The organism is Neoroseomonas oryzicola (genome assembly GCF_012163135.1).
In the GTDB taxonomy this organism is placed as follows: Bacteria; Pseudomonadota; Alphaproteobacteria; order Acetobacterales; family Acetobacteraceae; genus Neoroseomonas; species Neoroseomonas oryzicola.
In genome coordinates this window covers 38,726-65,338 of the sequence record NZ_JAAVUP010000001.1, presented here as the reverse complement: position 1 = coordinate 65,338, position 26,613 = coordinate 38,726, and the positions used below count along the sequence as shown (strand labels likewise).

Below are 26,613 nucleotides of genomic sequence, written 5' to 3'. Positions count from 1 at the left end.
CTCAGGCGAATCGGCGGGGGTCGAAGGGCGCGATGGGGATTTCGGGCGCCTGGCCGGCCAGCAGGGCGGCGACCACCCGGCCCGTCCGCGCGCCCGCGACCAGCCCGGTATGCCCGTGCCCGAAGGCGTGGACGATGTCCGGGGAGGCGCTGGACAGCCCCAGGCAGGGCTTCCCGTCCGGCATGGACGGCCGGTGCCCGAGCCAGACCTTGACCCGTTCGGTCGGCAGGTCCCTCGGCAGGCCGGGGAAGCAGCGCAACAGGTGGTCGCGCAGGATCTCGGCCCGCTTCCAGTTCGGCGCGGCTTCGAGGCCCGCGATCTCGACCTGGCCGGCGCAGCGCAGCCCGTTCCGGGTCCGCATGACCGACATCTTCCCATCCGAGGGCATCAGCCCGTGGCGGGGGGAGACCTCGGGATCCGCGACCTCGGCGTGGTAGCCGCGCTCGGTCTCGAGCGGCACGCGGTCCCCCGCGGCGGCGGCGAGCGGCTTGGCATGGGCGCCGGCGGCGAGCACCGCGGCGTCCGCGGCGATCTCCCCCTGGTCGGTGCGCACGGCACGCAACTGCCCGCCCTCGATGGCGAAACCCGTCGCCCGCGCGCGCGCCAGCGTCGCGCCCTGCGCCACGGCATGGGCGACGAGCGCCGCCGTGTAGGCGCCGGGGTCGGTGCAGTGACCGCCCTCCTCCACCATGATCCCGAAGGTGTAGCGGCGGTCGAGGTCCGGCTCGCGCTGGCGGAGTTCGTCGGCATCAAGTTCCAGCCACCGCACGCCGACATCGTGGCGGATCTGCCAGGTCCTCGCCTCGGCCTCGAAATCCGCGCGCGAGGGGTAGATGTAGATCAGGCCGCGGCGCTCGATCAGGTGGCCGACGCCGGCTTCCTCGGCGAGCGCCTTGTGCAGCGCCGGGGCATCCACCACCAGCGGGCGCAGCGCGCTGGCGGCCTCGGCCACGCTCTCCCAGGTCCAGCCGGCGCGCAGGTACTGGATCAGCCAGGGCGCGACGCGCGGGAAGTAGGACCAGCGGATCGCCAGCGGCCCCAGCGGATCCATCAGGAACTTCGGGACCTTCTTCCACAGCCCCGGCACCGCCGGCGGGATGACCGACATCGGGCTCAGCCAGCAGCCATTGCCGTAGGAGGCCGATTGCTCGCCGCCCGGTTCCGCCGGATCCACGATGGTCACGCGATAGCCCTGGCGCAGCGCCTCCACGGCCGAGCAGGCGCCGACGATGCCGGCGCCGATGATGGCGACGTGCCTGGTCATGCCGCGCGGGTCTTGCCGACCACCTTGGACGGGCCGGACTGCACCTCCACGCCCGCGAGGTACTGGTCGAGGAAGAACAGCCGGTCCTGTCCCCACAGCCAGAGGTCGCCGCAGAAGAAGGTCGGCGCGCCGAAGACGCCGCGCTGGACCGCCTCCTGGTCGTTGCGCTCCCATTCCGCGAGGATGGACGGGCTCTCCGCCTCCCGGTGCAGGGCGTCGCCGGGCAGGCCTTCCTCGTCGGCGATCGCGATGCGGACCTTGGGGTCGGCGATGTCGCGATCCTCGACCCACAGGGCGCGCAGCATGGCGTGGGACAGCGCCATCGCATCCATGCCCCGCGCCTGCGCGGCCATGACCATGCGGCCCGCCGGGCGCTGGTCGGTCGGCGGGTAATGCTTCGGCTTCAACTTGATCGGCATCTTCAGGAAGCGCGACCAACGGTCGAGTTCCAGCGCGTGGTAGTCCTGCCGCGGCTCGGGGCGCGTGCGCAGCGGAATGCCGCCGTTGTGCTTGATCACCAGCCGGAAGTCATAGGGCTTGAGCACGAGCGTGGCGCCGTGACGCTTCACGATCTCGGTCAGCTGCGGCCCGCCGAGGTACATCCACGGCGAGGACAGCGTGTAGAAGCATTCGACCGTCTGGCCCATGGCGCTCACCCCTTCTGCGTGCGGCCGGGATCATGCCCCGCGAGCAGCGAGACATGGGCGGAGACGACGCGCCAGCCGTGTTCGGGCAGGCGGGCCATGATCTTGGTCTCCCGCCCGATCAGGCCCGTGCCGACGCGTTCGTATTCAAGGTGGGTGCAGGCGAAGTCGCGCCCGAAGGCGGTGATGTGCACCTTGCGCGTGATGCGCGGCGCATAGGACTTCACCGTCGACCGGAAAGCGCGGATGGCGTCGATGCCGTAAAGGATCTCGGTGACGCCGAAGCGGACCGTGCGCGCGTCCGGCCAGAAGGAGGCGTCGAGAACGTCGGTGTCGTTCGAGGCGATCGCAGCTTCGTAGCGGTCGAAGACCGCACGGGCCTCGGCGATCACATCAGGGTTGTCGATCTCCACGGCGGGGCTCCCGGATTCGGGGGAAACCATGCCGTCACGGTGCGGGCTTGGCGAGAGGGGAAGACGGAGAGGGGCGCCGCCCCTCTCCGAACCTCACCCCGCAAAGGGCCGGAAGGCCCTTTGAACCCGGGACGTCAGCCGGCGGCAGCGATGGCGCGCTTCGCCATCACGCCGACCAGATGCGCGCGGTATTCGGCGCTGCCGTGGATGTCGCCGTTCAGGCCGTCCGCCGACTGCTTCACGCCGGCGACGGCGTCGGCGGACCAGTTGGCCGCAAGGGCCTTTTCCATGTCCGCCTGGCGGAACACGCAGGGGCCGGCGCCGTTGACGGCGACGCGGACGGCGCCGCCGGTCTTGGCGACGAAGACGCCGGCCATGACGTAGCGGCTCGCCGGGTTCTTCATCTTGGCGTAGCCGGCCTTCTCCGGGATCGGGAACTCGATCGCGGTCAGGATCTCGTCCTGCTCGAGCGCGGTCGTGAACATGCCCTGGAAGAAGTCGTCCGCGGCGATCTTGCGCTTGGAGGTGTGGATCGTCGCACCCAGGCCGAGCACCGCGGCCGGATAATCCGCCGCCGGGTCGTTGTTGGACACCGAACCGCCCAGCGTGCCGCGGTTGCGCACCTGCACGTCGCCGATATGGGAGGCGAGATAGGCGAGCGCCGGGATCGCGGCCTTCACCTCGGCGCTGGTCGCCACTTCGACATGGCGCGTCAGCGCGCCGATGACGATGGCGTTGCCGACGCGCTTGATGCCCTTCATCTCGGCGATGCCGGACAGGTCGACGACCGCCGAGGGCTTGTTGAGCCGGTGCTTCAGCGCCGGGATCAGCGTGTGGCCGCCCGAGATCGCCTTGGCGTCCGGATCGGCCAGCAGCTTGACGGCGTCGGCGACCGTGGCGGGCTTGTGGTAGGCGAAATCGTACATGGTCTGACCCCCTTACTCCGCCGCCATCCTGCGGCCGCCATTGATGATGCCCCAGATCTTGGACGGCGTGGCGGGCATGTCCAGTGTCCGCACGCCGTAGTCGCGCAGCGCATCCACCACCGCGTTGATCACGGCGGGCGGCGAGCCGATCGCCCCCACCTCCCCGCAGCCCTTCACCCCGAGCGGGTTGTGGGTGCAGAGCGTGGTGTGCGTCGCGACCGAAACCGGCGCCAGGTCGTCCGCGCGCGGCATGGTGTAGTCCATCATCGAGCCCGAGAGCAGCTGCCCGTCCGCGTCATAGACGCAGGTCTCGAGCAGCGCCTGGCCGATGCCCTGGGCGATGCCGCCCTGGACCTGCCCCTCGACGATCATCGGGTTGATGACGCGGCCGACGTCGTCCACGGCCGTGAAGTTCACCATCGAGACCTTGCCCGTCTCGGGACAGATCTCGACCTCGGCGATGTGGCAGCCGCCGGGATAGGTGAAGTTCTTCGGGTCGTAGAAGGCCGTCTCCTCGAGGCCGGGCTCGAGCTCCTCGATCGGGTAGTTGTGCGGGACGTAGGCCGCGACGGAGATGTCGACCAGCGCCTTGGTCTTGTCGGTGCCGGCCACGCGGAAGATGCCGCGCTCGAACTCGATGTCGTCGACATCGGCTTCCATCAGGTGGGCTGCGATGCGCTTGCCCTTGGCGATGATCTTGTCCATCGCCTTCATCATCGCCGACCCGCCGACCGCGAGCGACCGCGACCCGTAGGTGCCCATGCCGAAGGGCACCTTCGCCGTGTCGCCATGGACGATGTCCACCTGCGCGACCGGCACGCCGAGCTTGTCGGCCACCAGCTGGCAGAAGGTCGTCTCATGCCCCTGCCCGTGGCTGTGCGCCCCAGTCAGCACCGTCACGCTGCCCGTCGGGTGCACGCGGATGGTGCCGACCTCATAGAGGCCAGCGCGGGCGCCGAGCGAACCCACCACGGCCGAGGGCGCGATGCCGCAGGCCTCGAGGTAAGTCGAGATGCCGATACCGCGCAGCTTGCCGCGCTTCGCGGCTTCCGCCCGGCGCGCCTCGAAGCCCGCCCAGTCGGAGGCCTTCAGCGCCTGGTCCAGCGTCGCATGGTAGTTGCCGCTGTCGTACTGGAGCGCAACTGGCGTCTGGTAGGGGAAGGCGTCGGTCGGGATGAAGTTGCGCCGGCGCAGCTCGACCCGGTCGATGCCGGTCTCCAGCGCCGCCACGTCCATCAGGCGCTCGAGCAGGAAGGTCGCCTCCGGCCGCCCTGCCCCGCGATAGGCGTCGACCGGCACGGTGTTGGTGAAGACGGCCTTCACCTCGCAGTAGATCACCGGGGTCGTGTACACGCCGGCGAGCAGCGTGGCGTAGAGGTAGGTCGGCACGCAGGGCGCGAAGGTCGACAGGTAGGCGCCCATGTTCGCGAGCGTCGAGACCCGCAGGCCGAGGAACTTCCCGTCCGCATCCAGCGCGAGTTCGGTGTGCGAGACATGGTCGCGCCCATGCGCGTCCGACATGAAGGATTCGGTGCGGTCCGCCGTCCACTTCACCGGCCGGGCGAGCTTGCCGGCCGACCAGGTGACGATCGCCTCCTCGGCATAGTGGTAGATCTTGGACCCGAAGCCGCCGCCGACATCCGGTGCGACGACCCGCAGCTTGGATTCCGGGATGTGCAGCACGTTGGCACCCATCAGCAGCCGGATGACGTGCGGGTTCTGGCTGGTGGTGTGCAGCGTGTAGTCGCCGGTCGTCGGGTCGAATTCACCCAGCGCCGCGCGCGGCTCCATCGCGTTGGGAATGAGGCGGTTGTTCACCAGGTCGAGCTTGACGACCTTGGCCGCCGAGGCGAAGGCTGCGTCGACCACCGCCTTGTCGCCGATGTGCCAGTCGTAGCAGAGGTTCCCCGGCGCGCCGTCATGCACCTGGGGCGCGCCGGCCTTCAGCGCCGCGTCCATCGACACCGCCGCCGGCAGCACCTCGTAGTCCACGCCCACCGCCTCGGCCGCGTCGCGCGCCTGCTGGCGGGTCGCGGCGATGGCGACCGCCACCGGGTCGCCGACATGACGCACCTTGTCGACCGCGAGGACCGGGTGCGGCGGCTCGGCCATCGGCGAGCCGTCCTTGTTGTGGATCTGCCAGCCGCACGGCAGGCCGCCGACATTGTCCTTCGCCATGTCGGCGCCGGTGAAGACCGCGACCACGCCCGGCATCCGGGACGCGGCCGAGGTGTCGACGCCCTTGATCCGCGCATGGGCGTGCGGGCTGCGCACGATCCAGGCGTAGAGCTGGCCCTGGCGGTTGAAATCGTCGGTATAGGCGCCGCGGCCCTGGAGGAAGCGGAAATCCTCCTTGCGCCGGACGCTCGCGCCGATGCCTTCGAACGGTGCTGCCACGTTCATGACCTGTCCCCTCCCTTGAAGGGCTTTTCCGTTGCTTCGGCCCGGGATTTGCCGGTGCCGGTCTTCATTGGGGCGCCCGACGGCGCCCGGAGCGCGGCCTTATTCGGCCGCGCGCGCGATCTCGCTCCGCTTGCCGTGCATGACCTCGGCCGCGGCGGCGATCGCCTTGACGATGTTGTGGTAGCCCGTGCAGCGGCAGAGGTTACCCTCGAGACCCTCGCGGATCTGCTGCTCGGTCAGGCCCTCCGGGTGCTTCTGCACCAGGTCGATGGCCGACATCACCATGCCCGGCGTACAGAAGCCGCACTGCAGGGCGTGATATTCGCGGAAGGCTTCCTGCATCGCGTGCAGGGTGCCGTCGGCCTTGGCCAGGCCCTCGATGGTCGTGACGTTCGCCCCGTTCGCCATCACGGCGAGGGTGGTGCAGGACTTCACGCTCTCCCCGTTGATGTGCACGACGCAGGCGCCGCACTGGCTGGTGTCGCAGCCGACATGCGTGCCGGTCAGGCGCAGCGTCTCCCGCAGGAGCTCCACGAGGAGGGTGCGGCCCTCCACTTCCGCCGTGTGGGTCTGGCCGTTCACGGTCAGTGTGACCTGCGGCATCGCGCGTCTCCCCAGAAAGTCCGGTTTGGATGTCGGGCATGTGGCGCCCGGCCGTCGGGGCGCAAGCCTCGCCTCCGCGCCCATGCCTCGTCAAGCGTCGCTGGCGGGCCCCCGCTGATTCCGCGTGAGCACCATGAGGACCAGCAGCACGGGCGTCGCCACGGCCCAGATCGGCCCAAGGACGGGCAGCAGCCCGAGCGGCAGGATCAGCACCCGAAGGATCGGTGACGCCGGCGACATCTCCTCGATCACGAGGCCCGCCACCAGCATCGCCGCGCCAAACGCGACCACCGCCTGCAGGCCCCAAAAGGCCCGGCGCACCAGGCGCGCGACGCCGCCCGGGGGCGGCGCCGGCTGGCCCGGCAGCTCAGTGATGGGCGATCACCGCCGCACCCCGCGCGCCCGCCAGCGGGTTGTCCGCCGCCGGCAGGTCGTGCAGGTGGCAGGCCGCGAAATGCCCGTCCTCGGTCTGGCGCAGTTGCGGTTCGTCCTGCCGGCACCGGTCGAAGGCGTAGGGGCAGCGCGTGTGGAAGCGGCAGCCCTTGGGCGGCTTGATCGGGGACGGCACGTCGCCCTTGAGGATGATGCGCTCGCGCGCCGCACCCGGCTCAGGCACCGGCACGGCGGAGAGCAGCGCCTCGGTGTAGGGATGCTTCGGCGCGGCGAAGAGCTGCCGCTTCGGCGCCACCTCCACGATCTTGCCGAGATACATGACCGCGACGCGGTGCGTCATGTGCTCGACGATCGCGAGGTCGTGGCTGATGAACAGCATCGCGAGGCCGAGTTCCTTCTGCAGATCCTGCAGAAGGTTCACGATCTGCGCTTTCACCGAGACGTCGAGGGCCGAGACCGCCTCGTCGCAGATGATCAGGTCGGGCTCGGCCGCCAACGCGCGGGCGATGCAGATGCGCTGCCGCTGCCCGCCCGAGAATTCGTGCGGCCAGCGGTTCACCGCGTCCCGCGGCAGGCGCACGCGGTCCATGAGGTCGCCGACGCGTCGCTCGAGGTCGGCGGAATCCTTGGCCAGGCCGAAGTTGCGGATCGGCTCGGCGAGCAGGTCCCGCACCCGCATGCGCGGGTTGAGCGAGGAGAAGGGGTCCTGGAAGACCACCTGCATCCGCCGGCGCATCGGCCGCAGCGTGCCGTAGGGCATGTCGTCGATGCGCTGGCCGTCGAGCACCACCTGCCCGGCCGTGATGTCGAACAGGCGCAGGATGGCCTTGCCGACGGTCGACTTGCCGCAACCCGATTCACCGACGAGGGAGAGCGTCTCCCCCTTCGCGATCGAGAAGGACACGCCGTCCACCGCATAGACGTAGCCCGTGGTGCCGCCGAAGAAGCCGGCGCGGATCGGGAAATGCTTCTTGAGGTCGTTGACCTCGAGGATCGGCGTGCTCATGCGGCGACCGCTTCCTTGATGGCGTAGTGGCAGGCCGCGATATGGCCGGGGGCCTTCTCCTCGAGGGCCGGGGCGACCTTCCGGCAGAGATCGGTCGTATGCGGGCAGCGGCTGGCGAAGACGCAGCCTTCGAGCTTCTTCTTGAGGCTCGGCACCAGGCCCGGGATCTCCTGCAGGCGGGTCTCGTCGCCGGTCAGGGAGGATCCGAGCTTCGGCATCGAGCCGAGCAGGCCCTGGGTGTAGGGATGGCGCGGCGAGCCGAACAACTTCCCGACCGCCGCCTCCTCCACCTTGCGACCGGCGTACATCACGATCACCCGCTCCGCGACCTCGGCCACCACGCCGAGGTCATGGGTGATGATGACGATCGCCGCGCCGACCGTGCGCTTGAGGTCGCGCATCAGGTCGAGGATCTGCGCCTGGATCGTCACGTCGAGCGCGGTCGTCGGTTCGTCCGCGATGAGCAGCTTCGGATTGCAGGCGAGCGCGATGGCGATCATCACGCGTTGGCGCATGCCGCCCGAGAGTTGGTGCGGATACTCCTTCACCCGCCGCTGCGGTTCGGGGATGCCGACGAGCTTCAGCATCTCGACCGCCCGATCCTCGGCCTGGGCGGCGGACATGCCCTGGTGCAGACGCAGCGTCTCGCCGATCTGGCGGCCGACGGTCAGCACCGGGTTCAGCGAGGTCATCGGCTCCTGGAAGATCATGGAGATCTCGTTGCCGCGGACGGCGCGCATCTCCTTGTCCGACATCTTCAGCAGGTCGCGCCCGTTGAAGCGGATGGAGCCGGCGATCTTGCCCGGCGGCTCGGGGATGAGCCGCAGGATCGACATCGACGTCACCGACTTGCCGCAGCCGGACTCGCCCACGATCGCGACCGTCTCGCCGGCCTCGACGCTGAAGGACAGGCCGTCGACGGCACGGTTGATGCCGTCGGGCGTGCGGAAATGGGTCTGCAGGTTCTCGACTTCGAGCAGCGCCATCTGGATCAGAGCCTCTTGGCCATGCGCGGATCGAGCGCGTCGCGCAGACCGTCGCCGAGCAGGTTCACCGCGAGCACGGTGATGGACAGGAACACCGCCGGGAAGAAGACGATGTAGGGCTTCACCTGCCACAGGGCGCGGCCCTCGGCCATGATGTTGCCCCAGGACGGGATGATCGGCGGCGTGCCCGCGCCGATGAAGGACAGGATCGATTCCACGATCATCGCCGAGGCGCAGACATAGGTCGCCTGCACCGTCATCGGCGCGATCGTGTTGGGCAGGATGTGGCGCCAGATGATGACCGGCGTGCGCGTGCCGCAGGACACCGCCGCATCGACATAGGGCTGTTCGCGGAGGCTGAGCACCACGCCGCGCACCAGGCGGGAGACGCGCGGAATCTCGGCGACCGTGATCGCGAGGATCACGTTGCCGACCGACCCGCGCGTCAGCGCCATCAGCGCGATGGCGAGCAGGATGGACGGGATCGACATCAGCCCGTCCATGACGCGCATGATGATGCCGTCCGCCCAGCGCACGAATCCCGAGATCAGCCCGATGGTCAGCCCCGCGACCGAGGCGCAGAACGCCACCGCGAAGCCGACGATCAGCGAGACCCGCGCGCCGTAGACGACGCGCGAATAGACGTCGCGGCCCAGCATGTCGGTGCCGAACCAGTACTGCGCCGACGGCTCCCGCGTGCGCCGCGCCGGCGCCAGCGCCGTCGGGTCCACCGTCCAAAGCAGCGGCGCGAAGATCGCCATCAGGATCATCAGCAGCACGATGGTACCGCCGATGGCGATGGACGGGTTGCGGTACATGAAGCCCCAGAGGCCCTTGCGGACCTTCACCGGGGGCATGATGTCGGGCAGCGGCGCAGCGGCCTTGACGGTCGCCGCCGAGACGTCGCCCGGGCTGAGAACGGAAGCGGACATCAGTACCGGATCCTCGGGTCGAACAGGGTGTAGAGCAGGTCGATGACGAGATTGACCAGCACGTAGACGAAGGAGAACAACAGCACGACGCCCTGGATGACCGGGTAGTCGCGCCGCAGGATCGCATCCACCGTCAGGCGGCCCAGGCCGGGGATGGCGAAGACGCTCTCCGTGACGACCGCGCCGCCGATCAGCAGCGCGATGCCGATGCCGATGACGGTCACGATCGGCACCGCGGCGTTCTTGAGCGCATGGAGGAACAGGATCGACACCTGGTTCGCGCCCTTGGCGCGCGCCGTGCGGATGTAGTCCTGCTGCAGCACCTCGAGCATCGTCGCGCGGGTGATGCGCGCGATCAGCGCGATGTAGACCGATCCGAGCGCGACGGCGGGCAGGATCAGGTTCTCGATCCAGGGCACGAAGCCCTGGCTGAAGGCCGTGTATCCCTGCACCGGCAGCCAGTCGAGCTCGAGCGCGAAGACGTAGGCGAGCAGGTAGCCCACCACGAAGACGGGCACCGAGAAGCCGAGCACCGCGAAGCCCATCACCATGCGGTCGATCCAGGTGCCGACCTTCCAGGCGGCGACCACGCCCATCGGCACCGCGATCGAGACCGCGAGGCACAGCGTCACGATCATCAGCGACAGGGTCGGCTCGATGCGTTGCTTGATCATCGTGGCGACGGGCAAGTTGGTGAAGATCGACACCCCGAGGTCACCCCTCAGGATGTCCCACACCCAGGACCCGAAGCGCACCAGATAGGGCCGGTCGAGGCCGAGGCTCTGGCGGATGCGTTCGACATCATCCGGCGTGGCCTGGTCACCCGCGATCACCGCCGCCGGGTCGCCCGGCGCGATGTAGAGGAGACTGAAGACAAAGAGCGCAACGATGGCCATCACCGGGATGGTGGCCAGCACGCGCCTGACGACATAGGCGAACATGATCGCGGGTTACCCGTTCAGTGGATCAGGACTTGGACACGCCCCAGGCGAAGGGGATCGGTCCCTTCACGATGCCGGAGACGTTCCGGCGCCAGGCCTGGTAGCCGACGAAGAAGCCGGTGGGGCAGTACACGACGTTCTCGACCGCGGCGCGGTTGAGCCGCCCGATCGCCGCGCGCTCCTGCTCGAGGCTGGTCGCGGCGAGCCAGTTCGGGACCTCGGCCTCGACGGCCGGGATGTTGGGCCAGCCGAACCAGGCGCCGTCGCCGTTCGCGCGCACGGCGTTGTAGACCACGGGGTTGATGGCGTCCGCGCCGGCGTGCCAGGTGTGGAACATGCTCCAGCCGCCCTGGTTCGGCGGGTTCTTCATCGCGCGACGCTGGCCGACCGTGCCCCAGTCGGTGGCGACGAAGTCGACATTCATGCCGAGCCGCTTCAGCAGGTCGGCCGTCACGTCGCCGAACGCCTTCGTGATCGGCTGGTCCTGCGCGACGATGCAGATCACCGGTTCGTTGTTGTAGCCGGATTCACGCAGCAGCTGCCTGCCGCGCTCGAGGTTGCCGGCCTTCATCATGTCGCCGCCTTCCTCGGTGTAGAGCGGCGTGCCGGGCGTGAAGAAGCCGCCGAGCGTCTTCCACAGGCTGGCGTCGTCGCCCACCAGGGCGCGCATGTAGTCTTCCTGCTTCAGCGCCGTCATCACGGCCTGGCGCACCTTCACGTTGTTGAAGGGCGGGTGCAGGTGGTTCATGCGGAAGGAGCCGATGTTGCCCAGCGGGTCCGCGATGTCGACCATGATGTTCCGGTTGCGGCGCAGCACCGGCACAAGGTCGGTGATCGGGTTCTCCCACCAGTCGATCTCGCCGTTCTGCAGCGCGGCCGAGGCGGTCGCCGGATCAGGCATCACCACCCACTCGACGCGGTCGACCAGCATGCGCTTGCCGCCGGCGAGCCAGGAGGCCGGCTCGTTGCGCGGCACGTACTGGTCGAACTTCTGGAACACCGCGCGCGCGCCGGGCACCCATTCGTTGCGCACGAAGCGCATGGGCCCGGAGCCGACATACTCGTTGATCTGGGTGAAGCTGTCCGTGCGCGCGATGCGCTCGGGCATGATGAAGCACATGGGCGTGGCGTTCTTGCCCAGCGCCATCATCATCTTGGGGAAGGGCGCGCTCAGCACCCAGCGGAAGGTACGGTCGTCCACCGCGCTCAGCTCGACATTGATGGCTCGCAGCAACTGGCCCATCGGGTCGCGCGGCATCCAGCGGTTGATGCTGGCCACCACGTCGCGCGCGCGCACCGGCTCGCCGTCATGGAAGCGCAGGCCCTCGCGCAGCTTGAAGGTCCAGGTCTTGCCGTCCTGCGAGACCTCCTCGCCCTCGACCATCTGGCGCTTCGGCTCAAGCCTTTCGTCGAAGCCGTAGAGCGTGTCCCACACCAGCACGGCGGCGTTGCGTACAACGTACTGCGTGCCCCAGATCGGGTCGAAGTTGGCGAGGTTCGCCTGCGGCACGAAGCGCAGCGTGCGCGCATTCGCACCCTGCGACAGCGCCGGCGATGAAAGCCCACCCGTGGCACCGATCGCGGCCACGCCCGCGCCCGCCTTGAGGAACGTCCTGCGGTCCATTCACCGTCTCCCTTGTGTCATCCGGGCTGAGCCTCGCTGCCCGTATTGCAGTCAGATTGCATCAAGAACGGGCGCGCGACCAGCGCCCCCCGACGGCCAAGGGCCGCCGGGACGCCGGCCGCGACCCGGCCACGCCGCCAACGCAGCACAGGGCGTGCCAGACCGCCCCCTCAGGACTTGCCGATGTTCCAGAAAACGGTCGCCGGCGCGCGGAAGACGCCGGTGACGTTCCGCCGCCAGGCCGAGGGCTGCCAGTAGTAGCCGAGCGGGATGTAGTACATGGACTGCATCGCCTCCCGGTTGAGCGCCTCGGCGATGCGCCGGCCCTCGGCCGGATCGCCCCCCTTCTCGACCCATTCGGCGCGCAGGCGCTCGACCTCGGGCACGTCCGGCCAGCCGAACCAGGCGTCGTTGCCGTTGGCGCGCAGGAACAGGTGGAAGACCGGCAGCGCCAGCGACTGGCCGGAGGAGGTGGTGTGTATGATGCTCCACCCGCCGCGCTCGACCGGCTCCTTGCTGGCGCGGCGCTGGATCAGCGTGCCCCAATCGGCCGAGATCAGCTCGAGGTTCATGCCCAGCCGGCGGATGATGTCCGCCGTCATCAGCGACAGCGCGTTGATCTGCGGGTAATCGCCCGGGGCGATCAGCACCACCTTCTCGCCGTTGTAGCCGGCGGCCTGCAGCGCGGCCTTGGCGCGCTCGATGCTGTGCGTCTTCAGGGCATCGCTGCCCGCCTCGTTGGCAAGCGGCGTGTCGCAGGTGAAGACGCCCTCACAGACGCCCCAGCCGGCCGGATCGTCGCCGGCCACCGCGCGCAGGTAGTCGCGCTGGTCCACCGCCATCGCCACCGCACGGCGAATCGCCGGATTGTTGAAGGGCGGCTGCAGCGTGTTGAAGCGGCAGATGCCGTAGGTGCCGTCGGTCAGGCGCTGCTCGACCACCACGCCACGATTGCGGCGCAGCATCGGCAGCAGGTCGTGCAGCGGGTATTCCCAGTAGTCCTGCTCGCCCTGCGCCATCGCGCTGCCGCTGGTCGCCGGGTCGGTGATGATCGTCCACTCGACGCGATCGAGCCGCGGCACGCGCCCGCCGGCCAGCCCGTCCACCGCCTCCTGCCGCGGCACGTAGCGCTCGTTCTTTGCCCAGACGGCGCGCTGGCCGGGATTCCACTCGTCGCGCAGGAAGCGGAAGGGGCCGGAACCGACCGTCTCGCGCACCTGCTGGAAGGCGTCGGTGCGGGCGATGCGCTCGGGCATGATGAAGCAGGGGAACTGCGTCTGGCCGAGCGCCATCAACAGCAGCGGCGTCCGCTTGTGCAGCCGGAAGCGGAAGCGCCGGTCGTCGAGCGTCGCCAACTCGGCGACATTGGGCCACAGCACCTGGGTGAAGGGATCGCGCCGCCGCCAGCGATCGATGGAGGCGACGCAGTCCTTCGCCAGCACCTTCTCGCCGTCATGGAAGGCGAGGCCCTCGCGCAGCGTGAAGGTCCAGGTCAGGCCGTCCTGGGAGATGTCCCAGCCCTCGGCCATCTGGGGCTTCACCTCGCCCTTGCCGTCCGTCGCGCAGAGCTGGTCATAGACCAGGAAGGCGTGGTTGCGGGTGACGACCGCGGTCGTCCACACCGGGTCGAGGCTGGTAAGGTTCGCCTGCGGGATGACCCGCAGCGTGCGCGCCGCCGCCCCCTGCGAGAGGGCGGGCGCCGAGACGCCCGCCGCGGCGATGCCCGCGGAAGCGCCGAGAAAGGTCCTGCGTTCCATGATCCCTGCCCCTCAGGTCCGACGAAGGTTCCAGAACAGCGCGAGCCCCGGCACGCGGCCGGTCAGGTTGCGGCGGATCGCCGTCATCGACATGTACGAACCGACCGGGACGTAGGGCAGTTCGTCCATCGCGACGGTCTGCATCTCGCGCGCGAGCCGCTGTTCGGTTGCGAGGTCCGGCGCCTCGAACCAGGCGTCGCGCAGTTCCTCGAGCCGCGGGACGGTCGGCCAGCCGAACCAGGCATTGGTGCCGTTGCCGCGCATCGGGAAATGCGCCGCCGGATCGACGAAATCCACCGAGGAGAAGGAGGTGAACAGCATCGACCAGCCGTTGCGTTCCACCGGCTCGCGCGAGGCGCGCCGGGTGACGGTGGTGCCCCAGTCGGACAGCGCGATGTCGGCATTGAAGCCGAGCCGCCGCACCAGGTCCGCGCCCACCTGCGTCATCGCGGACGGGGCGAGGATGTCGGTCGGCCCGATCAGCCGCATCAGCTGGTTGGTGTAGCCGGCCTCGCGCATCAGGGCCTTGGCGCGGTCGACACTGCGCGGGCCCATCAGCGGCGCAAGACCGGCATCGTTCGCGAGCGGCGTACCCGGCGTGAACAGCCCGACGCCGGTGCGGTAGATCGAAGCGTCGGTGCCCACCACCGCCTGCATGAAGTCCTCCTGGCTGATCGCCGGAAGGATCGCCTGGCGCATCTTCTTGTCGTTGAAGGGCGCGTGCAGGTGGTTGAAGCGCAGGATGCCGGTCAGCGGCAGCGGGTCGATCGCCTCGATCGAGATGCCGCGGTTCCGGCGCAGCAGCTGCTGGATCTCGGGCGGCGGCTGCTCGTACCAGTCGATCTCGCCGGTCTGCAGCGCCGCCGCGGCGGTCGAGGCATCGGTGATGATGTTCCACTCGACGCGGTCGAAATAGGCAACCTTCGGGCCGGCCGTCAGGCTCGGCGTGCCGTTCGGCGTCGGCACATAGTCACCGAAGCGCTCATAGACGACGAGGCTGCCGGAATTGAACTCGTCCGCCTTGAACTTGAACGGGCCGGAGCCAATCGCCTCGCGCACCTGCTGGAACGCATCCGTCTCCGCAAGGCGCTGCGGCATGATGAAGGCCGGGCTGTTCGAAACCTGGCCGAGCGCCTTGAACAGCAACGGGAAGGGCTTCTTCAGCTTGAAGCGCAGCCGCCGGTCGTCCACGACCTCGAGCGCATCCACCACCGTGGCGAGCTTCTGCCCGAACGGATTGCGCTTCATCCAGCGCGCGATCGAGGGCACCGCATCCTGCGCGCGCACCGGTTCGCCGTCGTGGAACTTCAGCCCCGGCCGCAGCGTGATCGTGACGATCTTGCCACCGTCCTCGAGGACATGACCCTCGGCCATCTGCGGCTGCGGCGCGAAGTTCGCGTCGAGGCCATAGAGGCTGTCGTAGATCATGTGCCCGTGGTTGCGGGTGATGTTCGCCGTCGTCCAGATCGGGTCGAGGCTCGTGAGGTTCGCCTGCGGCACCATCTTGAGGACGCGGTTCTGCGCGGGCTGCGCGGTCGCGAAGCGCGGCAGCGCGCCGGCGGCCCCGGCCGCGGCGGAGGCCTTCAGCAGGTCACGGCGGTTCATGTAACTCTCCCAGCCAAGAAGCGGGCGGCATCAGACCAGCCGCGGCCGGGATGGGCAACCCTTGGATCAGCCCTTCTGAACGTTCCAGAACAGCGGCAGCCCCTTCAGCAGGCCGGAGATGCCACGCCGGTAGGCGGTTGCCTGGAAATACTGCCCGAGCGGCAGGTAGGGCCCCTCGCGCAGCGCCTCCGCCTGCATCTGCCGCGCGAGCCGCTGCTGCGCCCCTAGGTCCGGCGCGTCGAACCATTGCGACCGCAGTTCCTCCATGCGCGGCATGGTCGGCCAGCCGAACCAGGCGCGTTCGCCGTTGCCGCGCAGCGCCTGGTGCACGCCCGGATTGGCCGTGTCGATGCCGGACCAGAAGGTGAAGAACATGCTCCATCCGCCTTCCGAGGGAGGGGCGCGGTTGGCGCGCCGGCGCACCAGCGTCGCCCACTCGTCGGCGATGAGTTCGACATCCATGCCGACGCGCCGCAGCAGGTTGGCGCCGACATTCGCGATGGCCGACAGAGTCGGGAAATCCGTCGCCGCGAGCAGCACGACCTTCTCGCCGCCGTAGCCGGCCTCGGAGATCTCGCGCTTCACCTTCTCGATGTCGCGGTTGCCGGTCAGGACCGACATGCCCTCATCGTTCGCGAGCGGCGTGCCGGGACCGAAGATGCCGACATCCTCGCGCCACAGGCTGCGGTCGGCGCCGACGACCGCGGTCATGAACTCCTCCTGGTCCACGGCCCCCAGCAGGGCGCGGCGGATCGCCATGCTGTTGAACGGCGGATGGAGGTGGTTGAAGCGCGCCATGCCGACGAAGCCGGTGGGGTCCGGGATCTCCATCACCACGGTGCGGTTGCCGCGCAGCGCGGCCTGGCGCTCGACGGGCGGGTTCTCCCACCACTGCGCCTCGCCGGCGATCAGCGCATTGGCCGCCGTGCCGGCATCGGGCATCGCATGCCATTCGACCCGATCGAGGTGCACCCGCTTCGGCCCCGCGGTCCAGGTGGTCACCCCTTCCGCGCGCGGGACGTAGTCGGCGAAGCGTTCGTAGACGACGCGGCTGCCGGGCTCGCGCTCGTCGGCGAGAAAGCGGAACGGTCCGCTGCCGACGATCTCGGCGATCGGCTGGTTGGGCGGGGTCGCGGCGATGCGCTCGGGCATGATGAAGCAGACCGGCGGGGTCACCTTCGCCAGCGCGTCGAACAGCAGCGGAAAAGGCCGCTGCAGGCGGAAGACGATGCTGCGCTCATCGGGCGCGAGGATCTCCTCCGTGCGCGCCATCAGCACCTGGCCCATCGGGTCGCGCGCCGCCCAGCGGCGGATCGAGGCGACGCAATCGGCCGCGCGCACCGGCTCGCCGTCGTGGAACTTCAGGCCTTCGCGCAGGCGGATGGTGACGCGGCGGCCGTCATTCTCGATGGCGTGGCTCTGCGCCATCTGCGGTTCGGCCGCATAGTCCTGGTTCAGGCCATACAGCGTGTCCCACACCGCGAAGCCGTGGTTGCGGGTGGCCGCGGCGGTGGTGACGATCGGGTCGAGCACCGCCGGGTCGGCCTGCGGAATGAACTTCAGGACGCGCGAGGCACCGGAGGTCCCCTGCCCCAGCGCGGCACGCGCAGGCATGGCGGCGGTCGCCGCCGCGGCAAGGAAATGGCGTCGCTTCATTCTCGGGCCTCGACTCATGCGGCGTGCACGAAGGCTTCGCCTTCGCGCCCCTCAGGCGCCGGGCGCCGCGCATCCGCGCGGCTTGGCTTCGCGCGACGACGCGCGGGCCGCCTTCGCGGCCTCGGCCCCAGGGGCCGCAGGTCGAAGCTCCGGGCAGAGGGAATCACCGGGCCCTTCTGACCGGATCGCCCGGCGCCTTGCAAGGGGCGCCGGGCGTCACGGAGACGTGTCAGCCCCGCCGGACGTTCCAGAACAGCGGCGGCTGGCCCTTCAGGATGCCGGTCAGGTTCCGCCGATACGCCGTCGGCTGGTAGTACATGCCGGTCGGCACATAGGGCACTTCCTGGAAGGCGATGCGCTGCATCTCGGTCGTCGCGGCAAGGGCCGCGGCCGCGTCCGGCGCATCGAACCAGGCATTGCGCTGGGCCTCGATGGCCGGGATGGTCGGCCAGCCCGGCCAGGCCGCGTCGCCATGGCCGCGGATCGAGGCATGGCTCGCCGGGTTCCAGTGGTCGACGCCCGACCAGAAGGTGAAGAAGCCCGACCAGCCGCCCTGCTCGAGCGGATTCTTGCTCGCGCGGCGCTGCACCACCGTGCCCCAGTCGGCCGAGACCAGGTCGACGTCGAAGCCCATGCGGCGGAACAGGTCCGCGCCCACCAGCGTCGCCGCGTTGATCGAGGCGAGGTCGGTCGCGTTCATCAGGACCAGCTTCGCACCCATCGCGCCCGCGGCCTGCAGTTCCGCCCGCGCGGCGTCGACGGACTTCTTGAGCCGGTCGAGCCCGACGGTCGAGGCCGAGGGCGATTCGGGGGCGAAGTAGCCGATGTTCTCGCGCTTCAGCGTCTGGTAGCCCGGCACGGTCGCATCGCCGATCACCGCCGTCATGAAGTCCATCTGGCTGATGGCGGTGATCACGGCGCGGCGCACCGCGGGGTTGTTGAACGGCGCGGTCAGGTGGTTCGGGCGGAAGATGCCGATCAGGCCGGTGGCATTGATCACGTCCACCGCGACGTTGCGGTTGCGCGCCACCAGCGGGAAGAGGTCCGCCGTCGGCTGCTCCCACCAGTCGATCTCGCCCGACTGCAGCGCGGCCGCGGCGGTCGAGGCATCGGGGATGATGCGCCATTCGACGCGGTCGAAGTGCACCACCTTCGGCCCGGCGGTCATCGACGGCGTGCCGTTCGGCACCGGCACGTAGTCCGGGTTGCGCGCGTAGACGACGCTCGACCCCGGGACCCATTCGTTCTGCACGAAGCGATAGGGGCCGGAGCCCACCGCCTCGGTGATGTTGGTGAAGGGATCAACGTTGGCGAGCCGCTCGGGCATGATGAAGAGGCAGCTCGTCGTGACCTTGGAGAAGGCCTCGAGCATCTTCGGGAAGGGCCGCGACAGCTTGATGGTGAAGACGCGGTCGCTGTCCTCGGTCATGTCCGCGACGCGGGCGATCAGCTCCTGCCCGAAGGCGTCGCGCCGGCCCCACCGCTTGATGGAGGCGATGCAGTCCCGCCCGCGCACCGGCGTGCCGTCGTGGAACTTCAGCCCCTCGCGCAGGGTGAAGCGCCACAGCAGGCCGCCGTTCTCGACCACATGGCCCTGCACCATCTGCGGCACGGGCTCGAACTTGTCGTTCATGCCGTAGAGCTGGTCGAAGACCAGGAAGGCATGGTCGCGCGCCACGAAGGCGGTGTTGGTGAAGGGGTCGATGTTGGGCAGGTTGGCGTGCGGGACGTATTTCAGCGTGCGCGCGGCAGTCGGCTGCGCGATGGCGAAACGCGGCAGGGCGGCGGCGACGGCCGCGGCGGCCAGCAGGTCGCGTCGGAACATCAGGACGTTCTCCGTTCGGTGAAGCCAAGGGTGAGCCTAGCGGCGCGCGCTTATCCGATCCAGCGGGGGCCGCGCCACATCCGCGCGGCCCGCCAAGACCGGTATGCACGCCATGGATGGCGGGGGCCGCCCGGCGCTAGTACCCCGCTGGCCGGTGCCCGAAGCCGAGCGCCGGGGTTTCCGCCGTGTCGATCCAGACCGCCTTGGACTGGGTGAGCTCCGCGAGCACCTCCGCCCCCGAGGACCGTCCGTAGCCCGAGGCCCCGAAGCCGCCGAAGGGCACCGAGACATGGATGGTTCGGTAGCCGTTCACCCAGAAGGTGCCCGCGCGCACCGCCGCGGCGACCCGGTGCGCGCGGCCGACATCGCGCGTCCACACCGCCCCGGCCAGGCCGAAGCGCGTGTCGTTGGCGAGTGCCACCGCCTCCGCCTCGTCGTCGAAGGGAATGGCGGCGACGACGGGGCCGAAGATCTCCTCCTGCGCCGGGCGGGCGCCATTGGTAAGGCCCGCGAGCACCGTCGGCGGCACCCAGAAGCCCGCGGCGGGCAGGCCCTCGGGCGGTGCCGCGGCAATCACCTCGGCGCCCTCGTCCGCGCCGGCGCCGACCAGGGCGCGCACATGGGCGAATTGCCGTGCGTTCGCGACCGGGCCCATCTCGGTCGCGGCATCGAGCGGGTCGCCCATGCGGATGCGCCGCGCCGCCTCGGCCATGGCGGCGACAAAGCGGTCATGGACGGAGCGCTGCACCAGCAGGCGCGATCCGGCGACGCAGGATTGCCCGCTGCCGGCGAAGATCGCCTGCTGCGCGCCCTGCACGGCGGCGGCGAAGTCGGCGTCGTCGAAGACGATGTTGGCGCTCTTGCCGCCGAGCTCGAGAACGCAGGGGATGGTCCGCGCCGCGCAGGCCGCGGCGACCGCCGCACCCGAGGCCGGGCCGCCGACGAAGGTGACGCGCGCCACCTCGGGCGCGCCGAGCAGCGCCGCCCCGGTCCCCTGCCCCGGCCCGCAGACCACCTGCACCAGGCCGCGCGGCAGCCCCGCCTCGAGGCACAGCCGTCCCAGCGCGAGGGAGGTCAGCGGCGTGAATTCCGACGGCTTCAGCACCACCGCATTGCCCGCCGCCAGCGCCGGGAACACGTTCCAGCCCGCGGTGAACAGCGGCGCGTTCCACGGCGTGACGGCCAGCACCACCCCGTAGGGCTCGCGGCGGACGATGACCGTGTGGCCCGAGGGCACGGGCACCGTGCGGCCCTCGATCTTGTCGCACCAGCCGGCCCAGTACTCGGCCATCTCGGCGACGCGCGCGGCCTCGGCGCGGGCATCGCGCAGCGGCTTGCCGGACTGGGCGGATTCGATGCGCGCCAGCGCCTCGGCATCGCGCCGGACCAGGGCGCCGACGGCCCAGAGGCGCCGCCCCCGCTCGGCGGCCGACAGCGTCATCCATTCGCGCTGCGCCCGCGCCGCGCCGGCGCAGGCCGCTGCGACCGTCGCGGCATCCGCCGCGGCGTAGTCCAGCAGCACGGACCCCGTCGCCGGATCGGTCAGCGCGACCCGGTCGCCGCGTCCTTCCACGACCTCGCCATCCACGAGGCTGCCGGCCCGCCCGCCGAGCAGCGCGTCGAGACCGGACAGCAGCGTGTCCCTGGCGGCGAAGGCGGTCATGCGGTCGCTCCATCGAAGATCGCGGCGGACAGGCGGTTGAAGTCCTCGGCATCGGGCACGGCGCCGGACAGCGCCTCCCAGGCGGACGCCGCGCGGGCGGTGGCGTCGAGGGGCGCGCCGACCGCCTCGGCCAGCGCCACCGCCAGGCGCACATCCTTGCGCATCAGCCCGGCGGTGAAGCCGGAATCGAAGGTGCCGCTCGCGATCCAGCGCGGCCAGTTGATCTCGGTCGCGGCGGAACGCCCGGTCGCGCCGTTCAGCACCGGCAACAGCGCCTCGGGCGCGACACCGGCGCGGGCGCCGAGGCGCAGCGCCTCCCCCGCCACGACCAGGTTGGTCGCGACCATCAGGTTGTTCACCAGCTTCGCCACCTGCCCCGCGCCCGAGGCCCCGATATGCAGGATCTTGGTCGCGACGCGATCGAGGTCCGGCCGCGCGCGGTCGAGGGCCGCCGCATCCCCGCCGATCATCATCGCCAGCGTCCCGGCGGCAGCCCCCGCCGGCCCGCCCGAAACCGGCGCGTCGAGATAGGCGCAGCCCGCCACCGCGGCCCGCGCCGCGAAGTCGCGCACCGCGCCCGGCGACAGCGTCGAGGTGTCCGCGATCACCGCGCCCGCCGGCAAACCGGGCAGCAGCGCGTCGAGCACGGCCGCGACCGCGGCCTCGTTGGGCAAGGAGAGCAGCACCACGGCTTCGGTGATCCCGCTCAGCACATCCGGGACCACCGCCCCGGCCGCTTCCGCCGCGGCGCGCTTCGCGGGATCGAGGTCCCAGGCCCGCGGCGCGACGCCGAGCCCACGCAGGCGGCTGACCATCGCCATGCCCATGTTGCCGAGACCCACCACCGCGACCATGAACCACCCCGTTCGGAAGAGGCCCGGAAGGTGGCAGCGGCGCCGAGGCTGGGCAAGCCGCGCCCGCCGCCCTACACCCCGCCCCCATGACGGATATCGCGATCCTCGGCCCGATGCTGACGCGCCTGCTCGGCCCTGCGCGCGCCGCGTTGCTGCAGCAGTTCCTGCGCTTCGGCGTCGTCGGGGTGATCGGCTTCGTGGTCGATACGGCGGTGCTCTATGCGGGGCTCGCGGTCGGGGCCGGCCTCTATCTCGGCCGCGCGGTCTCCTACGTGGCGGCGGCGACGACGACCTGGGCGCTGAACCGCGCCTGGACCTTCCGGGGGCGCGGCGCCGGCGCGCCCGTCCACCGGCAATGGCTGCTCTTCGTGGTGGTGAACCTCGGCGGCTTCGTCCTCAACTACGGGACCTACGCGCTGCTGGTGACCTTCGTCCCGACGGTCGCGGCCCATCCGGTGCTGGGCGTGGCGGCCGGCGCCATCGCCGGGATGTTCGCCAATTTCGCGCTGTCGCGGCAGATCGTCTTCCGCGACGGCTGAGCGCGTCAGCCGCTCGGCCCCTTCGCCCGCATCATGCCGAGCAGAGCGATGAAGAAGGCCCCGAAGGCGAGTTGCAGGCCGAGCAGCATCGAGGTCACCGATGCGATGGTGACGCGCATCGCCGCCATGCCGGTGAGCGGCCCGAAGCGTTCCGCCCCCCAGATCGCCACCGCCGCCACGCCCAGCCCGAGCCCGAGCACGACCAGCAGCGCCGCGACGATCAGCGCCGGTTCCAGCCCGAAGCGCGCCAGCGCCGCGGTCAGGCGCGGCTCCTCGGGCACCACGCCTTCCTGCGCGCCGTAGATGCGCGCGAAGATCCAAAACTGCACCGCCTGGAACCCCATGACCATGGCGCCAGAGGCATAGAGCAAGGTGTGGACGTCGAGCGTCACCCCGCCCAGGTGCACCGGTCCCGGCAGCAGCAGCGCCATCCCCGCCGCGCCCAGGAGGAACAGCGCCGCGCCGGGATAAAGGAACAGCCAGCGCGGGCAGAAGGCGAGCAGGAAGCGCAGGTGCCGCCACCCGTCCCGCCAGGACCGCAGGTGCGGCGGCCGCGATCGCCCATCCGGGGAAAGCGTGGTCGGCACCTCGGTGATGCGAAGGCCCTTCACCGTCGCCTTCACCACCATCTCGGAGGCGAACTCCATCCCCGGCAGCCGCAGGTCGAGCGCCAGCATCGCGTCGCGGTTGAAGCCGCGCAGCCCGCAATGGAAGTCCCGCACCGGGCTGTGGAAGAAGACCCGCCCCACGGTCGAGAGCACCGGATTGCCGAGGTAGCGATGCAGGGGCGGCATGGCGCCCGGCTTGATCCCGCCGCGGAAGCGGTTGCCCATGACCAACTCGTAGCCCTCGCGCAGCTTCGCGACGAAGGGGTCGAGGGCGGTGAAGTCATAGGAATCGTCGCTGTCGCCCATGATGACGTAGCGCCCGCGCGCGGCGCGGATCCCCGCGATCAGCGCGGCGCCGTAGCCCCTCTCGGGCACCGGGACGACGCGCGCGCCCAGCCCCTCGGCGATCGCCTGGCTGCCGTCGGTGCTGCCGTTGTCGGCGACCAGGACCTCGCCCCGCACGCCGCTCCGCGCCAGGTAGTCCATCGCCTTGCGCACGCAGGTGCCCAGCGTCTCCGCCTCGTTCAGGCAGGGCATGAGGATGGTCAGCTCGATGGCTCCACCGTCCTGCAGCGTGTCGGGCCTTGCCGCCGTGTCCATGGATCTCGTGTCACTCCCGTCGCGGCGCGCTACAGCAGGGCGGGGCCCTCGTCCAGCCGCGGTCCGGCCTGTTACTTTCATCTAGATTTCGGGTTTTCCAGGGCAATAGTCTGCCGGGACCGTCAGACGCCGCGGCAGGTCCGCGGGCCTGTCAGGCCCCGGAGCCCCGCGCCGGGCAAGGGAGAGATGCAGTGACCGCGGCCATTTCCGCCAATAGCGACCACGACCCCAGTGGCCACTGACGCGCGCGCGCTGCCCGGGGAGACGGCGCCGGCGGCCACGCCGCTGGCCCGTGCGATGGCCGCCTGCCGGCGGCAATTCGTCGCCGTCGGCGTGTTCAGCGGCGTGGTCAACATGCTGCAGCTCACCGTCTCGCTCTACATGATGCAGGTGTTCGACCGGGTGCTCGCCACCCGCAACGTGAACACGCTGATCTACCTGACCATCATAGCCATCGCCGCGCTCGGCCTGCTCGCGGTGCTCGAGGCGGTGCGCACCCGCGTCATGCAGCGCATCGGCGGCTGGATCGAGGCCAAGGTGGCGCCCGAAGGCTTCGCCCGCGCGGTCGAGAGCCAGCTGCGCGGCCGCCCCTACCGCATGGAGGCGCTGCGCGACCTTGGCACCTGCCGGGCCTATCTCGGCTCCCCGGCCTCCCTGTCGCTGTTCGACGTGCCCTGGGTGCCGGTCTTCCTACTCGTGATCTTCATCCTGCATCCGGTGCTCGGCGTGGTGGCCCTGGGCGGCGCCTTCATCCTGCTGGCGCTGACCCTGCTGAACGAACTCGCGACCTCGAAACTGCTGCGCGAGGCGAACAGCGCCGGGCTCGCCAGCCAACGCCGCGCGGAATCGATCGTCCGCAATGCCGAGGTGATCGACAGCATGGGCATGCTGCCGGCCGTCCTGGCGCGCTGGCAGGCAAGCGTCGTCCGAACCTCCGAACCCATGAACCGCGCGCTCGACCGCGGGGCCCCGCTGCTGGCGCTGACCAAGTTCGCGCGGCTTGCGGTGCAGGTCGCGATCCTCGGCGTCGGTGCCTGGCTGGTGCTGGAACAGCAGCTGACCTCGGGCGCCTCGATCGCCGCCTCGATCATCATGGGCCGCGCGCTGGCGCCGGTGGAGCAGATGATCGGCGGCTGGCGGCAACTGGTGCAGGCGCGCCAGTCCTGGAAGCGGCTGCAGGCCTTCCTCGTCATGCCGCGCCTGCGCCCGCCGGGCATCGCGCTGCCGGCGCCGCGCGGGCAGCTCGCGGTGGAACGCGTGGCCTTCGGCTTTCCCGGATCGCACGTGCCGGTGGTCAAGGGCGTGAGCTTCGCCCTCGAACCGGGCGAAAGCCTCGCGGTCATCGGCCCCTCGGCCGCCGGCAAGACCACGCTGATCCGGCTGCTGACCGGCACGCTGCAGCCGGCCTCGGGCGCGGTGCGGCTCGACGGCGCGGATGTCTATGCCTGGCAGCGGGAGGATTTCGGCCAGTATGTCGGCTACCTGCCGCAGGACGTGGAACTGTTCGATGGCACGGTGATGGACAACATCGCCCGCATGGCCCAGGCGCCGGCCGAGGCGGTGTTCGACGCCGCGCGCCTCGCCGGCTGCCACGACATGATCCTGCGCCTGCCCAAGGGCTACGAGACCGAGATCGGCGAGGGCGGCCAGCATCTCTCGGGCGGGCAGCGCCAGCAGATCGGCCTCGCCCGCGCCATGTTCGGAAGCCCGCGCCTGGTGGTGCTCGACGAGCCCAACAGCAACCTCGACGGCGATGCCGAGAGCGCCCTGCTGCGCGCCCTGCACGAGTTGCGTCGGCGCGGCACGACGGTCGTGCTCGTCTCCCATCGCCCGGTGCTGGTGCAAGGCGTCGAGAAGGTCCTGCTGCTGCGCGACGGCGCGGTCGAAACCTTCGGCCCACGCGCCGAGGTGATGAAGCGCCTGATGAAGCCGGCGCAGCCGACGCCGATCGCAGCCCCGGTGAACCGGGAGGCGCAGGCATGAGCGACGTCTCCACCCTGCCGCCGCCGGCGCAGGAGGTCGCGGAGCAGCGCACGCCGCTGCCGCCCGTGCGCCTCACCCTGCCCACCTTCCCCGAACCGCCCGCCCGGCCCCGCACCGGCGGCGCCATCCTGTTCGGCTTCGCGGCCATGCTGGTCTTCTTCGGCACCTTCGCCGCCTGGTCGGTGCTCGCCCCGCTGTCCGAGGCCGCGATCGCGCCCGGCATGATCAAGGTCGAGGGCACGCGGCGGACCATCCAGCACCTCGAAGGCGGCATCGTGCGGGAGATCCTGGTGCGCGACGGCGACCGCGTGCAGGCGGGCCAGCTGCTGATGCGCCTGGACGACGTGCGCGCCGCGGCCGACCTCGAGGCACTGCGCAGCCAGCGCTGGTCCTACATCGCCCAGGACGCCCGCCTGACCGCGGAACTCGAGGACCGGCTCGAGATCCCCTTCCCCGAGGAACTGCTCACCGCGAACGAGCCGCGCGCGGCGGACGCCGTCGCCGGCCAGCGCGCCGTCTACGAATCCCGCCGCGCGGCGCTGCTGAGCCAGATCGCCGTGCAGGACGCGCGGATCGGCCAGCAGGAGGCGATCATCAACGGCGTCGGCGGCCAGCTGCGCGCCCAGCGCAACCAGCTGGAACTGATCCGGCGCGAGGAGGAGCTGACCCGCACCCTGGTCCAGCAGGGGCTGCAGCGCCTGCCCACCCTGCTTGCCCTGCAGCGCACGGCCGCCGGGCTGGAAGGCCAGATCGAGGACCTCCAGGGCCAGGTGGAACGCGCCCGCCAGACCATCGCCGAGGCGCGCAGCACCATCGCCACCATCATCGGCCAGCGCCGCCAGGACGTCGCGGCCGAGCAGCGCGACGTCCGCACGCGCCTCGCCGAGGTCGAGGAACGCCTGCGCGCCGCGCGCGACGTCGCGGTCCGCCGCGACATCCTCGCCCCGGAGGACGGCACCGTCCTCAACCTGCGCCTGTTCAACATGGGTGCGGTGGTGCGGCCGGGCGACCCGGTGATGGACCTGGTGCCGACGCGCGACCGCCTGATCGCCGAGGTGAACCTGCAGCCCTTCGACATCGACGTGGTCCATCCCGGCCTGCTTGCCGAGGTGCGCCTGCCGGCCTTCAAGCAGCGCCTGGTGCCCTACCTGCACGGCCACGTCACCTTCGTCGCGCAGGACGTCACGATGGACGAGCGCACGCGCCAGACCTACTACCGCGTGCACATCCTGATCGACGCCGACCAGCTCGAACGCCTGCAGGGCGTGCAGCTGGTGCCAGGCATGCCGGTCGAGGCCATGATCCAGATCGGGGAGCGCAGCTTCCTGCGCTACATCACCCAGCCGCTGCGCGACAGCTTCGCGCGCGCCTTCCGCGAACAATAGGAC

The 26,613-nt window shown here is 70.4% G+C and carries 22 protein-coding genes; 3 read left to right on the top strand and 19 right to left on the bottom strand.

Features of this window, described 5'->3' with window-relative positions:
* Position 1 precedes the first annotated feature (1 nt).
* From GWK15_RS00300 to GWK15_RS00215, 18 genes are all read right to left on the bottom strand, one after another.
* Positions 2-1,264, bottom strand: coding sequence for an NAD(P)/FAD-dependent oxidoreductase (locus GWK15_RS00300; protein ID WP_168037925.1), 1,263 nt, complete (start codon positions 1,262-1,264; stop codon positions 2-4).
* Entirely contained in the window at positions 1,261-1,911 is a 651-nt protein-coding gene (locus GWK15_RS00295) for a 2-hydroxychromene-2-carboxylate isomerase (RefSeq protein ID WP_168037923.1), read from the bottom strand. The genes GWK15_RS00300 and GWK15_RS00295 overlap by 4 nt, the downstream gene beginning before the upstream one ends.
* A 5-nt stretch (positions 1,912-1,916) precedes the next feature.
* Complete coding sequence (locus GWK15_RS00290) at positions 1,917-2,321, bottom strand: AtzH-like domain-containing protein (protein WP_168037921.1); 405 nt, start codon at positions 2,319-2,321, stop codon at positions 1,917-1,919.
* 134 nt (positions 2,322-2,455) lie between these two features.
* On the bottom strand, positions 2,456-3,247 hold the full coding sequence (locus tag GWK15_RS00285; protein WP_168037919.1) for an FAD binding domain-containing protein: 792 nt from the start codon (positions 3,245-3,247) through the stop codon (positions 2,456-2,458).
* A 12-nt stretch (positions 3,248-3,259) separates the two neighbouring features.
* A complete protein-coding gene (locus tag GWK15_RS00280) occupies positions 3,260-5,650 on the bottom strand; it encodes a xanthine dehydrogenase family protein molybdopterin-binding subunit (protein WP_168037917.1) in 2,391 nt (796 codons plus the stop codon).
* A 99-nt stretch (positions 5,651-5,749) separates the two neighbouring features.
* Positions 5,750-6,253, bottom strand: a complete 504-nt coding sequence (locus GWK15_RS00275; protein ID WP_168037915.1) for a (2Fe-2S)-binding protein — start codon at positions 6,251-6,253, stop codon at positions 5,750-5,752.
* Between the two features lie 90 nt (positions 6,254-6,343).
* Entirely contained in the window at positions 6,344-6,574 is a 231-nt protein-coding gene (locus GWK15_RS00270; protein ID WP_168037913.1) for a hypothetical protein, read from the bottom strand.
* 46 nt (positions 6,575-6,620) lie between these two features.
* Complete coding sequence (locus GWK15_RS00265; protein WP_168037911.1) at positions 6,621-7,652, bottom strand: ABC transporter ATP-binding protein; 1,032 nt, start codon at positions 7,650-7,652, stop codon at positions 6,621-6,623.
* Positions 7,649-8,638 (bottom strand): ABC transporter ATP-binding protein, encoded by a 990-nt coding sequence (locus GWK15_RS00260; RefSeq protein WP_168037909.1) that lies wholly within the window; start codon positions 8,636-8,638, stop codon positions 7,649-7,651. Before GWK15_RS00260 ends, GWK15_RS00265 begins: the two co-directional genes overlap by 4 nt.
* Before the next feature lie 5 nt (positions 8,639-8,643).
* Positions 8,644-9,570: an ABC transporter permease gene (locus GWK15_RS00255; RefSeq protein WP_168037907.1), complete on the bottom strand. Its 927-nt coding sequence runs from the start codon at positions 9,568-9,570 to the stop codon at positions 8,644-8,646.
* The gene (locus GWK15_RS00250) at positions 9,570-10,511 is read right to left on the bottom strand and encodes an ABC transporter permease (RefSeq protein ID WP_168037905.1); all 942 of its coding nucleotides are present in this window, start codon (positions 10,509-10,511) and stop codon (positions 9,570-9,572) included. The genes GWK15_RS00255 and GWK15_RS00250 overlap by 1 nt, the downstream gene beginning before the upstream one ends.
* Before the next feature lie 25 nt (positions 10,512-10,536).
* Positions 10,537-12,135 carry an ABC transporter substrate-binding protein gene (locus tag GWK15_RS00245; RefSeq protein WP_168037903.1) on the bottom strand — a complete coding sequence of 533 codons (1,599 nt, stop codon included), beginning with the start codon at positions 12,133-12,135 and terminating at the stop codon, positions 10,537-10,539.
* A gap of 170 nt (positions 12,136-12,305) precedes the next feature.
* A complete protein-coding gene (locus GWK15_RS00240; protein ID WP_168037901.1) occupies positions 12,306-13,892 on the bottom strand; it encodes an ABC transporter substrate-binding protein in 1,587 nt (528 codons plus the stop codon).
* A gap of 12 nt (positions 13,893-13,904) precedes the next feature.
* Entirely contained in the window at positions 13,905-15,497 is a 1,593-nt protein-coding gene (locus GWK15_RS00235) for an ABC transporter substrate-binding protein (RefSeq protein WP_168037899.1), read from the bottom strand.
* 66 nt (positions 15,498-15,563) lie between these two features.
* A complete protein-coding gene (locus GWK15_RS00230) occupies positions 15,564-17,153 on the bottom strand; it encodes an ABC transporter substrate-binding protein (protein ID WP_168037897.1) in 1,590 nt (529 codons plus the stop codon).
* A gap of 229 nt (positions 17,154-17,382) precedes the next feature.
* Entirely contained in the window at positions 17,383-18,978 is a 1,596-nt protein-coding gene (locus GWK15_RS00225; protein WP_168037895.1) for an ABC transporter substrate-binding protein, read from the bottom strand.
* 136 nt (positions 18,979-19,114) lie between these two features.
* Positions 19,115-20,641 carry an aldehyde dehydrogenase family protein gene (locus tag GWK15_RS00220; protein ID WP_168037892.1) on the bottom strand — a complete coding sequence of 509 codons (1,527 nt, stop codon included), beginning with the start codon at positions 20,639-20,641 and terminating at the stop codon, positions 19,115-19,117.
* On the bottom strand, positions 20,638-21,495 hold the full coding sequence (locus tag GWK15_RS00215) for an NAD(P)-dependent oxidoreductase (protein ID WP_168037890.1): 858 nt from the start codon (positions 21,493-21,495) through the stop codon (positions 20,638-20,640). Before GWK15_RS00215 ends, GWK15_RS00220 begins: the two co-directional genes overlap by 4 nt.
* A gap of 86 nt (positions 21,496-21,581) precedes the next feature.
* Here GWK15_RS00215 and GWK15_RS00210 point away from each other — a divergent pair, with 86 nt between their 5' ends.
* Complete coding sequence (locus GWK15_RS00210) at positions 21,582-22,034, top strand: GtrA family protein (RefSeq protein WP_245211369.1); 453 nt, start codon at positions 21,582-21,584, stop codon at positions 22,032-22,034.
* Positions 22,035-22,039: 5 nt separating this feature from the next.
* On the opposite strand, the gene GWK15_RS00205 is transcribed toward GWK15_RS00210, so the two are convergent.
* Positions 22,040-23,242 carry a glycosyltransferase family 2 protein gene (locus GWK15_RS00205; protein ID WP_168037888.1) on the bottom strand — a complete coding sequence of 401 codons (1,203 nt, stop codon included), beginning with the start codon at positions 23,240-23,242 and terminating at the stop codon, positions 22,040-22,042.
* 231 nt (positions 23,243-23,473) lie between these two features.
* Here GWK15_RS00205 and GWK15_RS00200 point away from each other — a divergent pair, with 231 nt between their 5' ends.
* Positions 23,474-25,225, top strand: coding sequence for a type I secretion system permease/ATPase (locus GWK15_RS00200; RefSeq protein ID WP_338147163.1), 1,752 nt, complete (start codon positions 23,474-23,476; stop codon positions 25,223-25,225).
* A complete protein-coding gene (locus GWK15_RS00195; protein ID WP_168037886.1) occupies positions 25,222-26,610 on the top strand; it encodes an HlyD family type I secretion periplasmic adaptor subunit in 1,389 nt (462 codons plus the stop codon). Before GWK15_RS00200 ends, GWK15_RS00195 begins: the two co-directional genes overlap by 4 nt.
* The last annotated feature ends 3 nt before the right edge of the window (positions 26,611-26,613 follow it).

Bases quoted from the DNA above. Each gene is read 5' to 3' on its own strand.
- GWK15_RS00300 (WP_168037925.1), bottom strand. From the start codon at position 1,264: ATGACCAGGCACGTCGCCATCATCGGCGCCGGCATCGTCGGCGCCTGC.
- GWK15_RS00295 (WP_168037923.1), bottom strand. From the start codon at position 1,911: ATGGGCCAGACGGTCGAATGCTTCTACACGCTGTCCTCGCCGTGGATG.
- GWK15_RS00285 (WP_168037919.1), bottom strand. From the start codon at position 3,247: ATGTACGATTTCGCCTACCACAAGCCCGCCACGGTCGCCGACGCCGTC.
- GWK15_RS00280 (WP_168037917.1), bottom strand. From the start codon at position 5,650: ATGAACGTGGCAGCACCGTTCGAAGGCATCGGCGCGAGCGTCCGGCGC.
- GWK15_RS00275 (WP_168037915.1), bottom strand. From the start codon at position 6,253: ATGCCGCAGGTCACACTGACCGTGAACGGCCAGACCCACACGGCGGAA.
- GWK15_RS00265 (WP_168037911.1), bottom strand. From the start codon at position 7,652: ATGAGCACGCCGATCCTCGAGGTCAACGACCTCAAGAAGCATTTCCCG.
- GWK15_RS00260 (WP_168037909.1), bottom strand. From the start codon at position 8,638: ATGGCGCTGCTCGAAGTCGAGAACCTGCAGACCCATTTCCGCACGCCC.
- GWK15_RS00255 (WP_168037907.1), bottom strand. From the start codon at position 9,570: ATGTCCGCTTCCGTTCTCAGCCCGGGCGACGTCTCGGCGGCGACCGTC.
- GWK15_RS00250 (WP_168037905.1), bottom strand. From the start codon at position 10,511: ATGTTCGCCTATGTCGTCAGGCGCGTGCTGGCCACCATCCCGGTGATG.
- GWK15_RS00245 (WP_168037903.1), bottom strand. From the start codon at position 12,135: ATGGACCGCAGGACGTTCCTCAAGGCGGGCGCGGGCGTGGCCGCGATC.
- GWK15_RS00240 (WP_168037901.1), bottom strand. From the start codon at position 13,892: ATGGAACGCAGGACCTTTCTCGGCGCTTCCGCGGGCATCGCCGCGGCG.
- GWK15_RS00235 (WP_168037899.1), bottom strand. From the start codon at position 15,497: ATGAACCGCCGTGACCTGCTGAAGGCCTCCGCCGCGGCCGGGGCCGCC.
- GWK15_RS00230 (WP_168037897.1), bottom strand. From the start codon at position 17,153: ATGAAGCGACGCCATTTCCTTGCCGCGGCGGCGACCGCCGCCATGCCT.
- GWK15_RS00225 (WP_168037895.1), bottom strand. From the start codon at position 18,978: ATGTTCCGACGCGACCTGCTGGCCGCCGCGGCCGTCGCCGCCGCCCTG.
- GWK15_RS00220 (WP_168037892.1), bottom strand. From the start codon at position 20,641: ATGACCGCCTTCGCCGCCAGGGACACGCTGCTGTCCGGTCTCGACGCG.
- GWK15_RS00215 (WP_168037890.1), bottom strand. From the start codon at position 21,495: ATGGTCGCGGTGGTGGGTCTCGGCAACATGGGCATGGCGATGGTCAGC.
- GWK15_RS00210 (WP_245211369.1), top strand. From the start codon at position 21,582: ATGACGGATATCGCGATCCTCGGCCCGATGCTGACGCGCCTGCTCGGC.
- GWK15_RS00205 (WP_168037888.1), bottom strand. From the start codon at position 23,242: ATGGACACGGCGGCAAGGCCCGACACGCTGCAGGACGGTGGAGCCATC.
- GWK15_RS00195 (WP_168037886.1), top strand. From the start codon at position 25,222: ATGAGCGACGTCTCCACCCTGCCGCCGCCGGCGCAGGAGGTCGCGGAG.